Below are 14,084 nucleotides of genomic sequence, written 5' to 3' on the forward strand. Positions count from 1 at the left end.
CTGGTAGCCCGGGTAAGCGGCGCGCACCCGGGGCTTTTCGCGCGTTGGTGGCCACGCCCTCAGGCGCCCCCAGCAGAGTGATGTTTACCGACGTCCCGGGTGCGCTGCGCTTACCCGGGCTACGGTGTTGAAGTGTGATCTCTGTCGGAGCCAAAAATCTCATTCGCCATTGCGAACCTCCGGACTAGGTAGTGCTCAATGCCACGCCAGCTAACAATTCCGAATGCTGCGGGGGGACCTACCACTTCGCCGACATAGCTGCGAATTAGCGGCCGTTCGGCGCTGATATTGGTCAGGATTCAACCCAAACCATTACTTTCCAATGTAGCTTTCCTTGACCTGCCCTGCTGTGGCCCGCAGGCTTGGGGCATGGAATTTGGCAACGAATTTTACTGGTTCATCCTGATCGGCCTCGGCGCGCAGCTGGTGGACGGTGCGCTGGGCATGGCATTCGGGCTGATTTCGTCCTCGGTGCTGTTGAGCATGGGGCTGCCACCCGCAGCGGTCAGCGCCAGCATCCACACCGCCGAAGTGTTCACCACCGGCGCCTCCGGGGTCTCGCACCTGGTGGCCGGCAATGTGGACAAGCGCCTGTTCTTTCGGCTGGCGATACCCGGCGCCATCGGCGGTGCCATCGGCGCCTACGTGCTGACCCAGCTGCCTGGCGATGTCGTGCGGCCCTTCATCTACCTCTACCTGCTGGTATTGGCGATCTTCATCCTGGCCCGCGCTGCCGGCAAGTTCATGGCCACGCAGGAAGTGAAGCGGGTGCCGGTGCTGGGCTTCTTCGCCGGCCTGCTGGACGCCACCGGCGGTGGCGGCTGGGGACCGGTGGCCACGTCCACCCTGCTGGCCCGTGGCGGCCAGGCGCGCACCACGATTGGCTCGGTCAACGCGGCGGAGTTCGTGGTCACCCTGTCGATCTCGGCCACCTTCCTGCTGTCGATGGGCCTGCAGCACCTGTCCATCGTCGCCGGCCTGCTGGTCGGCGGGATGATGGCCGCGCCGGTGGCGGCGCTGCTGGTGAAGCGGGTCAAGGAGCGCTGGGTGCTGATCGCCGTTGGCGTGCTGGTACTGTCGATCAGCCTGTTCCAGATTGGCATGGCCGTGGTGAAGCTGCGCGGGGCTTGAGGCACGCGAGGCGATGCTGCTCTGATAGCCCCTCTCCCGTTTACGGGAGAGGGGTTGGGGTGAGGGGAGCTTTTGACTTTGCTTAGAACCTAAAAGCCCGCCTCATCGGCCCTGCCTTCGCGTGCACCAGCTATTGAAGGCGCAGATCGAGAGCCCCTCATCCGCCCTCCGGGCACCTTCTCCCGCAAGCGGGAGAAGGGAAACCGGGTCTTTCCTTGTCTGTCAGGTCAGCGGCTTGCCGCCGCGCCCCGGGCAGCCCCAGTTGAGGATCGGGGTGCCGGCCGGCAATACCTTGCCGAAGTACTCCACCCGCGAATGCTTGGGGTTCACCACTACCGGGGCCTTGGCGGCTTTCAGCAGCGGCAGGTCGGCGGTGCTGTCCGAGTAGGCAATGGCGATGTCGCCGTAGCCGCGCTCGCGCAGCATGCGCATCTTTTCTTCGTTGTGGCAGTGGCGGGTAGCGCCCATCGCGCCCATGCGCGGGCCGACTTCGCTGCCGATCACCGGCACGCCCTGCTCGGCCACGAAGGCGAGGATGGCGCGGGCCAGCTCCGGCGGTGCGCCGGTGGCCACGATCACCCGGTCGCCGGCACGACGGTGCGCGGCGAATACCTGCAGGGCATGTGGCAGCAGGTGCTGGCGGATCTCGTCCTCGTGCTTGAGCACGTACTGGTCGATCACCTTGTTGAACTCACGTGCCTGGTGCAGGCCGAAGGTGGCGATCCAGACATAGCCGGAGATGCCGAAGCGGCGGGTCGGCAGCATCGCCACCAGAGGTCCCAGCAGCGGCGTGGCGAGGATGGCCACCAGCAGCCGCAACGGGTTGCGCTTGATCAACCAGGCGAACAGGTGGCTGCCGGAATCGCCGTCATACAGCGTGTGATCGAAGTCGAAGACGACCAGTTGCGCGTCGTCACGCGGGTTCGGGTAGGGATCAGTCATGCCGGGAAGAATAGCTGACGCAGGCCCTCGCCCGGCTCTTCGACGCGCATGAAGGTCTCGCCGACCAGGAAGGCATTGACCCCGGCACTGCGCATCAGGGCCACGTCAGCCGGACCCATGATGCCGCTTTCGGTGACCAGCAGGCGGTCGCGCGGCACCGCATCCTTCATCGACAGCGTGTTTTCCAGCGACACCTCGAAAGTGCGCAGGTTGCGGTTGTTGATGCCGACCAGCGGCACCGGCACCTGGATGGCGCGCTCCAGCTCGTCGATGTCGTGCACTTCGACCAGCACGTCCATGCCCAACTGCATCGCCAGGTCGGACAGCTCGGCCAGCTGGCGGTCGTCCAGCGCCGACACGATCAGCAGGATGCAGTCGGCACCCAACACGCGCGCCTCGACCACCTGGTAGGGGTCGATGACGAAATCCTTGCGCAACACCGGCAGCGTGCAGGCTTCGCGGGCCTGCTGCAGGTAGGCGTCTGCGCCCTGGAAGAAATCCACGTCGGTGAGCACCGACAGGCAGCTGGCGCCGCCGAATTCGTAGCTCACCGCGATATCGGCCGGGTGGAAGTCCGGGCGGATCACGCCCTTGGACGGGCTAGCCTTCTTGACCTCGGCAATCACCGCCGGGTCACCGTTGGCGATCGCCGCGTTCAGCGCATTGGCAAAGCCGCGCACCGGCGAGGCATCGGCCAGGCGCGCCTTCAACTCGGCCAGCGGCACGCGGGCGCTGCGCTCGGCCACCTCCTGCACTTTGCGGGCGAGGATGGTGTTGAGGATGTCGCTCATGGATCTGCTTCCTGGAAGACGGGCGCTGCTGACGCGGTTAATTAGGGGATTATCAGGGATTGCCGGCCAAGGCGCGGCTGGCATCGACGTACTCCTGCATGCGCGCACGGGCGCTGCCATCGGCGATCACCGCGCGGGCGCGGGCCAGGCCATCGGCGATGCTGTCGGCGACACCAGCCACATACAGTGCGGCACCGGCGTTGAGGGCGACGATATCGTTGGCCGGGCCCGGCTGGTTGTCCAGCACGGCGCGCAGCATGGCGATGGACTCTTCCGGGTTCTCGACCTTGAGGTTGCGGCTGGCCGACATGGCGATGCCGAAGTCCTCCGGATGAATCTCGTACTCGCGCACCTTGCCGTCGCGCAGCTCGCCCACCAGAGTGCCGGCACCCAGCGAGATCTCGTCCATATTGTCGCGGCCCCACACCACCAATGCGCGCTCGGCACCGAGTTCACGCAGCACGCGCGCCTGGATGCCGACCAGGTCGGGGTGGAACACGCCCATCAGGATATTGGTGGCGCCAACCGGATTGGTCAGCGGACCGAGGATGTTGAAGATGGTGCGCACGCCCATCTCGCGGCGGACCGGCGCGACCACCTTCATTGCTGGGTGGTGCATGGGCGCGAACATGAAGCCGATGCCGGTCTGCTCGATGGCTTGTGCCACCTGCTCGGGCTGCAGTTCGATCACTGCGCCCAGCGCTTCCACCGCATCGGCGCTGCCGGACTTGGAGGACACGCTGCGGTTGCCGTGTTTGGCGACCTTGGCACCGGCAGCGGCCACCACGAACATCGAACAGGTGGAGATGTTGAAGGTATGCGAGCCATCGCCGCCGGTGCCGACGATGTCGACCAGATGGGTCTTGTCGGCAACCTGCACAGGGCGCGCGAACTCGCGCATCACCGTGGCGGCACCGGCGATCTCGCCGACGGTTTCCTTCTTGACCCGCAAGCCGGTGAGGATGGCGGCGGTCATGGTCGGCGAGATCTCGCCACGCATGATCTGCCGCATCAGGTCGACCATCTCGTCGAAGAAGATCTCGCGGTGTTCGATGGTGCGTTGCAGGGCTTCCTGCGCGGTGATGGTCATGACAACTCCAGAATCAGGAAATAACGATGTAGTCGCTTTGGCTGTGGATGCCGGTGTGTGCGCCTCGGCGCAGCTGCACGTGCAGGCCACCGATCGGCCCGACCGGCAGGCAGCTGTCCACTTCCAGCAGCGCATCGCGGTGCGGTTTGATCCACTGCGCTTCGGCCTGCGCCAGCGCCTTGCGCTTGGCCTCGACTGCATCGGCAGCGACCACCAGCAGGTAGCGGTGGTCCTCGCCGAACTCGCCTTCGACGTAGCCGCCGAGGTTGACGAAGAACAGGGTCGGCGCATCGGCCGCAGGCGCGTCATCGCAGATGCGTACCTGCCAGTCGTCGACGCCATCCACCGTCATCCACGAATCCAGATGCAGGCCCGCGGCTTCGCCGAACCATTGCTGGCGCAGTTGCGGGTAGGTCTGCTCGATGCCGGGGCCAACCGCGAACACCACGTCATGCACCTCGGTATTGGCGCGCGCATGGCGACCGCCGAGCATCACCACGAACAGACGGAAATCTTCCAGGCTCACGGCGTCGGCCTCGCGGTAAGCGCCAGCCGCAGGCCGAAGCCGATGAACAGTACGCCGGCCAGCTTGTCCAGCCACTGCATGCCGCGCGCGGCCCAACGGCTGCTGCGCACACGATCGGCCGCCAACACGTAAGCCGCGTTGATCGGCAGCGCGTTGACCATGAAGACCAGGCCCAGCAGCGCGAACGCCAAAGGCTTGTTCTGCACCGACGGGGCGATGAACTGCGGCAGGAAGGCCAGGAAGAACAGCACCACCTTCGGGTTCAGCACATTGGTCAGGAAGCCACCGGCGAACACCTGCCACCACGAGCCAGCACTGCCACTGCTGGCGGCGATATCGGCCTGCAAGGTCGACTCACCCGTGTTGCGCAGCAGGCGCACACCCACCCACAGCAGATAGGCCGCGCCGATCCACTTGATCACGGTGAACAGCGTTGCCGAGGTCGCCAGCAGCACGCCCAGGCCCAGCGACGCCAGCACGACATGCACCAGACAACCGGCACTGATGCCAGCGATCGCAGCGAAACCGGCGCGACGACCACCGCGCAGCGAGCGGCTGATGATGTACAGCACATCCGGGCCCGGCGTGAGGTTCAACAACCAGCCCGCGAGCATGAACAGGAGCAACTGGCTCGGTTCGATCAACATGTGCGATCCAGGAAGTTCTTCATCAGCGCGTGGCCGTGCTGGGTGAGGATGGATTCGGGATGGAACTGCACGCCTTCAACCGGATATTCGCGGTGGCGCAGACCCATGATCTCTTCCATCGAGCCGTCCGGATTCTCGGTCCAGGCGGTGATTTCCAGCGCCGCCGGCAGCGTGTTCTTGTCCACCACCAGCGAGTGGTAGCGGGTGGCCTCGTAACGGTCCGGCAGACCGGCGAACACGCCCTTGCCTTCATGGCGGATCGGCGAGACCTTGCCATGCATGATGTTGCTGGCACGGATCACGTCACCGCCATAGATCTGGCCGATGGCCTGATGGCCCAGGCACACACCGAACAGTGGAATGCTCGGGCCGAGCTGGCGGATCACCTCCAGCGACACACCGGCCTCGTTCGGCGTTTTCGGGCCCGGCGATACCACGATGTGCGAAGGCTTGAGCGCGGCGATCTCGGCGACGCTCATCGCGTCATTGCGCACCACCTTCACTTCGGCACCCAGCATCTGCAGGTATTGCACGAGGTTGAAGGTGAAGCTGTCGTAGTTGTCGATCATCAACAGCATGGTTCAGTTTCCATCGCTAATCAGGAATATGGCGTAGACGTTTTCGGTGTAGGTGATTGGCCTGGCAATCAGCTGCTCGCCAGGCGATGGCGCGGCATAGCCCACATTGCGACTACCGCTGACCTGCACCCGGTCCAGCGAATCGCTTTCCCTATGGAAGGTGTCCGCTCTGTTTACATTCGGCCAGCTACCGGCCTGCACACCGTAAGCAAAACTGGGGGCGACATCGGAGATCGTATAGAGGCCGATGATCTTCGCCCCATAGGCATCAGCGAGCCCCTTTGCCGACGCGCGCGTCTGCGCAGCCGCTTCGGCCTTGAGTTCAGCCCGCAGCCGCGCTTCACCCGAATACATGGGCTTTGCGGTGCTCACCTGTACTTCGCTGCTGGCATTCAACTCACCAAGAAACGCCTGCAACTGCTCTGGCTTTTCGAAGGAACCTTCCAGATCACGGCTGACGGCGGTGCCCACAAACACTTCTTCATCGTCCTTGTAACGCGTGGATGGCTCGATGCTCAGGTTGTCCATGCGCACCGCCTCGGCAATGGCGCCGTGCTTGGCGAATAACGCCATGGTCCGCTCCGCATTTGCCTGGACCTTGCGCCGGGCGATGTCGGTCTGCATATCCACCGACTCCAACGCGATCTTCACCACGAAGCGGTCCGGCATCACCTTGCGGCTGGCATCGCCCTTCACCAACAGATGCGGTTGCGACGGAATGGAGTTGGCCTGCGCCCACGCCTGCGGAACGGCGGCAACCAGCAACGATGACCACAGCAACATGCGGGGCAATTTCATGCGGCACTCCTTGTCATGGTGAGAGAAACAGTCGCTTTCGATGAAAGCAGCGTGCGCGACACGGCTTACAGCCCCTTCGCCGCCTGCGCCACCGCACGGAACAGCGCGCGGCCCTTGTTCATGGTTTCCTGCCATTCGGCATCCGGATCGGAGTCATAGACCACGCCGCCGCCGGCCTGCACGTAGAGGTAACCGTCCTGGATCACCGCAGTGCGGATGGCGATGGCGGTATCGGCATCGCCGTTCCAGCCGATGTAGCCGACCGCGCCGGAGTAGACATTGCGTTTGACCGGCTCCAGTTCGCGAATGATCTCCAGCGCACGGATCTTCGGCGCACCGCTGACGGTGCCGGCCGGGAAGGTCGCGCGCATCACATCGCTATAGCTCAGGCCAGCCTTCAAGGTGCCGGTGACTTCGCTGACGATATGCATGACGTGGCTGTAACGCTCGATCACGAACTGCTCGCCCACCTTGACCGTGCCCGGTTCAGCGACGCGGCCGACATCGTTGCGGCCAAGGTCGATCAGCATCACGTGCTCGGCACGCTCCTTGGGATCGGCCAACAGCTCGACTTCCAGTGCCTTGTCCAGCTCAGGTGTGGCACCGCGCGGACGGGTGCCGGCGATAGGACGCACGGTGACGATGCCATCGCGCAGGCGCGCCAGGATTTCCGGCGAGGAACCGACCACCTGGGTGCCGCCCACATCGATGAAATACATGTACGGCGACGGGTTCAACGCACGCAGCGCGCGGTACACGTCGATCGGCCGCGCACGGAACGGCACGCGCAGGCGCTGGCTCGGCACCACCTGGAAGATATCGCCGGCACGCACGTATTCCTGCGCCTTGCGCACCACCGCGTGGTATTCCTCGCGGGTGAACGAGGACTGGAAATCCTGCTCGTCGATGGCATCGGACACCTGCGACTGCGGGTAACCGGCGCCACCCTGACGCAGGCGGTGTGCCAGCTCATCAAGGCGACGGTTCGCGCGCGCCCAGGCCTGCGGCTGCGCCGGGTCGGCATGCACGATCAGGTACAGGCGGCCCTTGAGGTTGTCGAACACCGCCAGCTCTTCGGACAGCATCAGCAGGATGTCGGGCGTACCGAGTTCATCAGGCTTTTCGCCCGCGCCCAGGTGCGGCTCGATGTACTGGATGCACTCGAAGCCGAACCAGCCGACCAGGCCGCCGGTGAAGCCCGGCAAGCCGTCCAGCTGCGGCACCGAGTACTGCTTGCGCAGCACTTCGACCTCGGCCAAGGGATCGGCTACTTCGCGACGTTCGACCACTTCGCCCAGTTCACTGACTTCCAAGGTATGGCCACGGAAGCTGTAAATGCGGCGCGCGGGCATGCCGATGATGGAATAGCGCCCGAAACGCTCACCACCTTCGACGGATTCAAACAGATAGGTATACGGGCCGTCGGCGAGCTTCAGGTAAACCGAGAGCGGCGTGTCCAGGTCGGACAGCACTTCGCGGACGACGGGTACGAAATTATGCGGGTGTGCGCTGTGGCCTTCAGCGGCCAGCTGCTGGAACTGCTCTTGCGTGATCAAGACGGCTTTCCTTCCGGGAATCGACGGTGGCGGTACGGACGACGGCAACGGGCCACCATCGCCACCAGCGGCGAGCGGAAGAAAGGGAACGCTTGGTCGTCAGAATGGGCACCGCGCAACTCTACCGCAAGAACGGCGCCCGGTGTGCATCTGCAACATGATCAGATGCTTGCAGTGGCAACGATTCAGCTGCCCAGCAGGGCTGTTGCGGCCGGTAGATGCATGTGTACCCGCCCGGCCACGCACTGGATATGGAAGCGCCGGGCCTGCAGCGGTTCACCGTCCAGGTTCAGGGTCAGCGGTTGCTCGGCCTCGATCCACAGCTCGCGCAGCCGTGCGCGCTCAGCCACCTGCTCCAGCGCCGCATGCTTGCCTTCGCTGAACAAGGTGCCGAGGGTGGTCATCAGCTCACCGGACAGCTCCGGAATGATGGTCAGGTCCAACAAGCCGTCATCGAGCAGGGCATCGGGGCATAGCTGCTGGCCGCCACCGGCCTGGCGCCCATTGCCAACGCCAAGTGCGATGAAACCACCCTGCCACTCGAAATCCTTGCCGTGGATGCGCGCCTGGATCGGCTCGATCCGGCCCAGCTTGCCGATCCCGGTGATCACGTAGGCCAGGCCACCGAGCATTTTCTTCAGGCCTTCATGGGTTTCCACCGTCACTTCGGTGCCAAAACCACCGCTGGCCAGGTTGGCGCACCAATGGACCTTGCCATCGCCTTCCACGCGCAGCAGATCGATGGCGCGCGCCCGCGTATGTGCGGGCAGCTGCAATGCCGGCAATGGTTCGAGCGGAACGCCCGCAGCGGTGGCGAAGTCGTTGGCGGTGCCCAATGGCAGCAAGGCCAATGCCGGCAATCGCGATGCATCCTGACCAGTGTGCGCCATCGCCTCGGCAACTTCGCTCAGGGTGCCATCGCCGCCACCGGCAATCAGCAGCCGTGCCTGTGCGGCGATGGCTTCGCGCACATAGCGCTCGGCGTCGCCGGCTTCCCAGGTCACCCGCACCTTGAGGTCCTGCCCCTGCCCGCGCAGCTGGGTTACCGCTGCACGCACGGCATCGTCGCCAGCGGACTTGCCATTGAGGATCAGGTAACAGGGTGCAGGGTGGTGCATGGGGTTCTCCGTTGAAGGCGCGCAGCCTAGCAAGTGGATTGCTGCGCCCGGGTGAATGTCACCGTGGTGTCACAGCGCATCCGGAGAATGAAAGGCCATAGCAAGGACGATGGATGGAGGCAGGATCAGCCTCCGATGATTCCCCGGCCGCAACGGCAACGTTGCGGCTTTTTTTTGCGCTTCGGCTGTAGAGCCGAGCCATGCTCGGCTGGGGCATTACCGGGGAATTCCAAAGATCACAGGTGAAGCCTCTGCCGAGCATGGCTCGGCACTACATTGGCATTGCTGGGAAAGCCTCTGCCGAGCATGGCTCGGCACTACCTTGGCATTGTCGGGAAAGCCTCTGCCGAGCATGGCTCGGCACTACAGATCAGCCGCCTTTGGCGAATTTCTGCAGTGCGTCGCCTTGTAGTCGATACACCGTCCATTCGTCCTGCGCTACTGCGCCGGCGGCCTTGTAGAAGTCGATGGCCGGCGTGTTCCAGTCCAGCACCGACCATTCGAAACGACCGCAGCCCTGCTCCACCGCCAGCCTGGCAATGTGCTGCAGCAAGGCCTTGCCGGCACCGCTGCCACGCGCTTCCGGGCTGACGTACAGGTCTTCCAGGTAGATGCCGTTGCGGCCCAGCCAGGTCGAGTAGTTGTAGAAAAACACGGCATAACCAATCGCCTTGCCGTCGCGTTCGCAGATCAACGCCTGCGCCTTCGCATCAGCAGCAAACAGGCTGGCACGAATGCCAGCCTCGTCGGTCTGCACCGAGGATTCGGCTTTCTCGTAGATGGCCAACTCGCGGATGAAGTGCAGGATCAGGCCTGCGTCATCAGCGATGGCCGGACGGATCTGCACTTCAGCCGCGCGCATCACTCAGCCTCGCGCCGCAGCAACATTGCCGCGCATTTTGCTGATCATCTCGGCGTAGTCGGGCGCATTGAAAATGGCCGAACCGGCAACGAAGGCGTCGGCACCGGCAGCAGCGATCTCACCGATGTTGTCGGCCTTTACGCCGCCGTCCACTTCCAGCAGCACCGGCTTGCCGAGCTTGTCGATCATCGCCCGCACCGCGCGCAGCTTGTCCAGGGTCGACGGGATGAAGGCCTGGCCACCGAAGCCCGGATTGACCGACATCAGCAGCACCAGGTCCAGGTCTTCCAGCACCCAGTCCAGCACTTCGACCGGCGTTGCCGGGTTCAGCACCAGGCCGGCCTTGCAGCCGTGCGACTTGATCAGCTGGATGGTGCGGTGGACGTGGCGGCTGGCTTCCGGGTGGAAGCTGATGATGCTGGCGCCAGCCTCGGCAAAGTCCGGCACGATGCGGTCGACCGGCTCAACCATCAGGTGCACGTCGATCGGCGCGGTGACACCGTGCTTGCGCAGCGCCTGGCAGACCATCGGGCCGATGGTCAGGTTGGGCACGTAGTGGTTGTCCATCACGTCGAAATGGACCCAATCGGCGCCAGCGGCCAACACGTTGTCGACCTCCTCGCCGAGCTTGGCGAAATTGGCCGAGAGAATGGACGGGGCGATGATGCAATTGGACATGACGGAGCCTTTCAGCGCTTGCGCAGGGTTTTGATGCGGTCGTAGGCGGCGTTGATCTGCCGGGCCTTCTTCTCGGCCTGGGCGCGCAGCTCGGGGGCGGCGCCGGCCACTTTGTCGGGGTGGTACTGGGACATCAGGCGGCGGTAGGCCAGGTCGATCTCGGCGTCGGTGGCCTCGCGGGTGACCCCCAGTTCACGGTACGGCAGGTCCTTGCCCAGCTTGAACCAGTCGCTGTCGAAGGCGTGCCCCAGCAACAGGCCGATTATCCCGCCAAACAAGGGGTTGGGCCTGAAAAGCAGGGCCCCGGCGATGAAGCCGAACAGTTTTCCGTACCAGCGCATGGGTGGGTGAATGGCCTGTGGACAATCAAGACGTGCATTTTATGCCACAGCGGCCCGATCCGGCCGTACACTAGGCCGCCCGCCGACCAGCCGCGGGCCCTGCGGGTCCTCCAGACCCGGGTCCTCCAAGCCGGCGGCATTCATTGCCAAGTCCCAGGAGTGCCCGTGCCGACCACGCTGTTGCAATCCGATCTTCCCGGCCTGCCCTTGCGCCATCGCGGCAAGGTGCGTGATGTGTTTGATATCCCGCGCGAACGTCTGCCGGCCGGAACCCCTCCGGGCGAGTACCTGTTGATGGTCGCCACCGATCGCCTGTCGGCGTTCGATGTGGTGCTGCCCGACCCGATCCCCGGCAAGGGCGAGATGCTCTGCCAGGTGTCCAACTTCTGGTTTGCCAAGACCGCGCACCTGATGCCCAACCACCTGACCGGCATCGACGTGGCCAGCGTGCTGCCTGAGGGCGTGGACCCGGCGCTGTACGCCAAGCGTGCGGTGGTGACCAAGAAGCTCAAGCCGGTACCGGTGGAAGCCATTGCCCGCGGCTACGTGATCGGCAGCGGCTGGAAGGACTACCAGCGCACCGGCAAGATCAGCGGCATCGCCCTGCCCGACGGCCTGCAGCAGGCCGAGAAGCTGCCGGAAGCCATCTTCACCCCGTCCACCAAGGCGGCGGTAGGCGACCACGACGAGAACATCGACTTCGACGCGATGGTCAAGGCCGTTGGCGCCGACATGGCCGAGAAGGTGCGCGATGCAACCCTGCGCATCTACCAGTTCGCCGCCGAATACGCGGCCGAGCGTGGCATCCTGCTGGCCGATACCAAGTTCGAGTTCGGTACCGATGCCGATGGTCGTCTGTACATCATGGACGAGATGCTGACCCCGGATTCCTCCCGTTACTGGCCGGCCGACGAGTACCAGGTGGGCATCAGCCCGCCCAGCTACGACAAGCAGTTCGTGCGCGACTACCTGGAAACGCTGGATTGGGGCAAGACCGCGCCGGGCCCTGCCCTGCCGGCCGAGGTGATCGAGCGTACCCGCGCCAAGTACGCCGAAGCACTGGACAAGCTGGCCGGCATCAGCGTCGACTGATCCTGCTGTGCCCGTCACGGATGCGCACGCTCACCGTGCGCATCCGTAGGGAAGCCGCGCTATGCTCTGCCAGTCAACCCGGGAGGGAGTTGGAATGAGTATTGCGCGTCCTGTGGATCGTTACTTCGCCAGCTACTCTGGCGATCACGTCAACCACACCAATCAGGCCATCCACGTGTTCGCCGTGCCGGCAATCCTGTGGTCGGTGATTGCCATGCTGTGGTGCATCCCGCCACTGCTGCCGTGGTTCCAGCACGGCATCTGGGCGGCGTTCGCCATGTTCGGCACCTGGGCCTACTACAACCGCCTGTCGCGCCCGCTGGGCATCGGCATGCTGATCATCTTCTTCGTGTTCGGCTGCATCTGCCGGCTGCTGGAAGACCGGCTCGGCATCCAGACGTTGCTCTACCTCGCCATCGGCGTGTTCGTGGTGGCGTGGATCGCGCAGTTCATCGGCCACAAGATCGAGGGACGCCGGCCAAGCTTCCTCACCGACCTGACCTACCTGCTGATCGGCCCGATCTGGGTGCTGTCCAAGCTGTTCCGGCAGTTCGGCTGGCGCTACTGAGTCCCTGCGGGCCACCTCCGGACAGGACAGGCCCGCGACCACCCAGCTCGGCTCAGCTTTCCGCCAGACCGCTCCCGTTGTCATCGCGGGCGCCCAAAAACATATCGCTCCGCACCGCGAAGGCACGCGGCGCATAGCCAAAATCACGCCGTGCCGGGGTGATATCGAACGCAAGCGGGTCGCGCATGCGCTCCAGCACTGCCTCGTTCATGCCCAGCAAGCGCCCTTTTCCGTGTGCCTTGCGCAACGCCCATAGAAACAATGGCGTGGGCACCCGCAACAACAGTGGGCGCGGGCGCAAGGTGGCCAACACCCGTCGCACCATCAGGTTGTAGGGCAGCACTTCACCGCCTCCCAGAGCATAGGCCTGTGCATGGCTGCTGGCTGCTGGCAACACCTGCAATACGGCCTTGGCCAGATCCTCGACATGCACTGGCTGACGCAGGCCCTTGGCACAGGTCGGCAGCACCAGGACACGGGTGCGCAGCGCGATGCGTGCGATCGAGGTGAGGGTCTTGTCGCGGGCGGCTCCGTAAATCAGGGTCGGTCGCAGCACCGTGGCTGCAACCCCGCGCTCGCTGGCAGTCATGAACAACAGTTGCTCGGCCTCCTGCAGGCGCCGCGCGACATCACGCTCCGCGGGTTCGGCCGAATCCTGCTTGACCTCCGCACTGGTTGAACTGAAGGCCACCACCCGAGGGCTGCGGACGTTGGAGCCGGCATACCAGCGTGCGAAGTTGTCCAGGGGCCCACAGCTGAGCACCGCGTCGAATGCCTGCCCATCACTCCAGAACCCGTAGAGATCGGCCTGCACCCAACGAACCCCAGGGGTATCGCTGCGCGCCTGGCGGGACACCGCTGTCACTTCCCAACCTGCCGCCAACAATTGCGCCAACAAGGGTTCGCCAATCTGGCCACTGCCACCAAACAGCAGTGCCCTGCGCTGGCCCGCCTTGTTACGAATCTCGTTCTCCATCCGCACAAGCATAGGCCAAGCACGCCTGATTCCGCAGCCGCCACCGGAATTGAGGGCTGCTTGTGGGAGCGCCGTCAGCCGTGAAGCTGACATTGCTGAAGCCCTTGGCATCCTTGCGATCCGATGATCTGCCAGCTTCGCGGTTGACGCGGCTCCCGCAAACTGACGCACCTGGCATCCGTGCCATCTAAGAACCTGTCGGCTTCGCGGCCTACGCCGCTCCCGCCAACGGCCGGCCGGTTGCAGCACATCGGACAAAGCCTCGGAAGCGTCGCTGCGATGCGATGCATTGACGTTTTCCGGCCGCAGCCATTGGCAGCATTGGCCCTGGTGCCCCAACCCGAACGGATCATTCAGAAAAAGTCGCGGATCGAAAAAATCGCCTGTTAG

16 protein-coding genes are annotated in these 14,084 nt (G+C 64.4%); 3 read left to right on the forward strand and 13 right to left on the reverse strand.

Features of this window, described 5'->3' with window-relative positions:
* The first annotated feature begins 369 nt into the window (after positions 1 to 369).
* Positions 370 to 1,131, forward strand: a complete 762-nt coding sequence (locus tag AC13FW_RS11360) for a sulfite exporter TauE/SafE family protein (RefSeq protein WP_482989116.1) — start codon at positions 370 to 372, stop codon at positions 1,129 to 1,131.
* A gap of 222 nt (positions 1,132 to 1,353) precedes the next feature.
* Here the strand turns inward: AC13FW_RS11360 and AC13FW_RS11365 are convergent, their stop codons facing one another.
* From AC13FW_RS11365 to AC13FW_RS11420, 12 genes are all read right to left on the reverse strand, one after another.
* Positions 1,354 to 2,073: a haloacid dehalogenase-like hydrolase gene (locus AC13FW_RS11365; RefSeq protein WP_482989117.1), complete on the reverse strand. Its 720-nt coding sequence runs from the start codon at positions 2,071 to 2,073 to the stop codon at positions 1,354 to 1,356.
* Positions 2,070 to 2,864: an indole-3-glycerol phosphate synthase TrpC gene (gene trpC, locus AC13FW_RS11370; protein WP_303748652.1), complete on the reverse strand. Its 795-nt coding sequence runs from the start codon at positions 2,862 to 2,864 to the stop codon at positions 2,070 to 2,072. Before trpC ends, AC13FW_RS11365 begins: the two co-directional genes overlap by 4 nt.
* A gap of 52 nt (positions 2,865 to 2,916) precedes the next feature.
* Positions 2,917 to 3,954: an anthranilate phosphoribosyltransferase gene (trpD, locus tag AC13FW_RS11375; RefSeq protein WP_482987352.1), complete on the reverse strand. Its 1,038-nt coding sequence runs from the start codon at positions 3,952 to 3,954 to the stop codon at positions 2,917 to 2,919.
* Positions 3,955 to 3,967: 13 nt separating this feature from the next.
* Positions 3,968 to 4,480, reverse strand: coding sequence for a DUF1543 domain-containing protein (locus tag AC13FW_RS11380; protein ID WP_482989118.1), 513 nt, complete (start codon positions 4,478 to 4,480; stop codon positions 3,968 to 3,970).
* Positions 4,477 to 5,127: a LysE family translocator gene (locus AC13FW_RS11385; RefSeq protein WP_482989119.1), complete on the reverse strand. Its 651-nt coding sequence runs from the start codon at positions 5,125 to 5,127 to the stop codon at positions 4,477 to 4,479. Before AC13FW_RS11385 ends, AC13FW_RS11380 begins: the two co-directional genes overlap by 4 nt.
* Positions 5,121 to 5,705: an anthranilate synthase component II gene (locus AC13FW_RS11390; RefSeq protein ID WP_293705836.1), complete on the reverse strand. Its 585-nt coding sequence runs from the start codon at positions 5,703 to 5,705 to the stop codon at positions 5,121 to 5,123. The genes AC13FW_RS11385 and AC13FW_RS11390 overlap by 7 nt, the downstream gene beginning before the upstream one ends.
* Positions 5,706 to 5,708: 3 nt before the next feature.
* The gene (locus AC13FW_RS11395; RefSeq protein ID WP_482989120.1) at positions 5,709 to 6,503 is read right to left on the reverse strand and encodes an SIMPL domain-containing protein; all 795 of its coding nucleotides are present in this window, start codon (positions 6,501 to 6,503) and stop codon (positions 5,709 to 5,711) included.
* 65 nt (positions 6,504 to 6,568) lie between these two features.
* Positions 6,569 to 8,059, reverse strand: coding sequence for an anthranilate synthase component I (trpE, locus tag AC13FW_RS11400; RefSeq protein WP_313643453.1), 1,491 nt, complete (start codon positions 8,057 to 8,059; stop codon positions 6,569 to 6,571).
* Between the two features lie 185 nt (positions 8,060 to 8,244).
* Complete coding sequence (gene yegS, locus AC13FW_RS11405; protein WP_482989121.1) at positions 8,245 to 9,177, reverse strand: lipid kinase YegS; 933 nt, start codon at positions 9,175 to 9,177, stop codon at positions 8,245 to 8,247.
* Positions 9,178 to 9,547: 370 nt separating this feature from the next.
* On the reverse strand, positions 9,548 to 10,039 hold the full coding sequence (locus AC13FW_RS11410) for a GNAT family N-acetyltransferase (RefSeq protein WP_482989122.1): 492 nt from the start codon (positions 10,037 to 10,039) through the stop codon (positions 9,548 to 9,550).
* A 3-nt stretch (positions 10,040 to 10,042) separates the two neighbouring features.
* A complete protein-coding gene (gene rpe, locus AC13FW_RS11415; protein ID WP_312370835.1) occupies positions 10,043 to 10,717 on the reverse strand; it encodes a ribulose-phosphate 3-epimerase in 675 nt (224 codons plus the stop codon).
* 11 nt (positions 10,718 to 10,728) lie between these two features.
* Positions 10,729 to 11,058 (reverse strand): J domain-containing protein, encoded by a 330-nt coding sequence (locus AC13FW_RS11420; protein WP_062170167.1) that lies wholly within the window; start codon positions 11,056 to 11,058, stop codon positions 10,729 to 10,731.
* Between the two features lie 165 nt (positions 11,059 to 11,223).
* Between AC13FW_RS11420 and AC13FW_RS11425 the strand changes: the two genes are divergently transcribed.
* Together AC13FW_RS11425 and AC13FW_RS11430 are read left to right on the forward strand one after the other, a co-directional pair.
* Positions 11,224 to 12,150, forward strand: a complete 927-nt coding sequence (locus AC13FW_RS11425; protein WP_282271832.1) for a phosphoribosylaminoimidazolesuccinocarboxamide synthase — start codon at positions 11,224 to 11,226, stop codon at positions 12,148 to 12,150.
* Between the two features lie 94 nt (positions 12,151 to 12,244).
* Positions 12,245 to 12,718 (forward strand): Mpo1 family 2-hydroxy fatty acid dioxygenase, encoded by a 474-nt coding sequence (locus AC13FW_RS11430; RefSeq protein WP_481614765.1) that lies wholly within the window; start codon positions 12,245 to 12,247, stop codon positions 12,716 to 12,718.
* Positions 12,719 to 12,770: 52 nt separating this feature from the next.
* Here the strand turns inward: AC13FW_RS11430 and AC13FW_RS11435 are convergent, their stop codons facing one another.
* Positions 12,771 to 13,694, reverse strand: a complete 924-nt coding sequence (locus AC13FW_RS11435; protein ID WP_296249773.1) for an NAD-dependent epimerase/dehydratase family protein — start codon at positions 13,692 to 13,694, stop codon at positions 12,771 to 12,773.
* Positions 13,695 to 14,084 lie beyond the last annotated feature (390 nt).

It is taken from the genome of Stenotrophomonas sp. 21LCFQ19 (genome assembly GCF_056861425.1).

Excerpts from the sequence above, each read along its gene's own strand:
- AC13FW_RS11360 (WP_482989116.1), top strand. The coding sequence starts at position 370 with ATGGAATTTGGCAACGAATTTTACTGGTTCATCCTGATCGGCCTCGGC.
- AC13FW_RS11410 (WP_482989122.1), bottom strand. The coding sequence starts at position 10,039 with ATGCGCGCGGCTGAAGTGCAGATCCGTCCGGCCATCGCTGATGACGCA.
- AC13FW_RS11365 (WP_482989117.1), bottom strand. The coding sequence starts at position 2,073 with ATGACTGATCCCTACCCGAACCCGCGTGACGACGCGCAACTGGTCGTC.
- AC13FW_RS11420 (WP_062170167.1), bottom strand. The coding sequence starts at position 11,058 with ATGCGCTGGTACGGAAAACTGTTCGGCTTCATCGCCGGGGCCCTGCTT.
- AC13FW_RS11435 (WP_296249773.1), bottom strand. The coding sequence starts at position 13,694 with ATGGAGAACGAGATTCGTAACAAGGCGGGCCAGCGCAGGGCACTGCTG.
- AC13FW_RS11385 (WP_482989119.1), bottom strand. The coding sequence starts at position 5,127 with ATGTTGATCGAACCGAGCCAGTTGCTCCTGTTCATGCTCGCGGGCTGG.
- yegS (WP_482989121.1), bottom strand. The coding sequence starts at position 9,177 with ATGCACCACCCTGCACCCTGTTACCTGATCCTCAATGGCAAGTCCGCT.
- trpC (WP_303748652.1), bottom strand. The coding sequence starts at position 2,864 with ATGAGCGACATCCTCAACACCATCCTCGCCCGCAAAGTGCAGGAGGTG.
- trpD (WP_482987352.1), bottom strand. The coding sequence starts at position 3,954 with ATGACCATCACCGCGCAGGAAGCCCTGCAACGCACCATCGAACACCGC.
- AC13FW_RS11430 (WP_481614765.1), top strand. The coding sequence starts at position 12,245 with ATGAGTATTGCGCGTCCTGTGGATCGTTACTTCGCCAGCTACTCTGGC.
- rpe (WP_312370835.1), bottom strand. The coding sequence starts at position 10,717 with ATGTCCAATTGCATCATCGCCCCGTCCATTCTCTCGGCCAATTTCGCC.
- AC13FW_RS11395 (WP_482989120.1), bottom strand. The coding sequence starts at position 6,503 with ATGAAATTGCCCCGCATGTTGCTGTGGTCATCGTTGCTGGTTGCCGCC.
- AC13FW_RS11390 (WP_293705836.1), bottom strand. The coding sequence starts at position 5,705 with ATGCTGTTGATGATCGACAACTACGACAGCTTCACCTTCAACCTCGTG.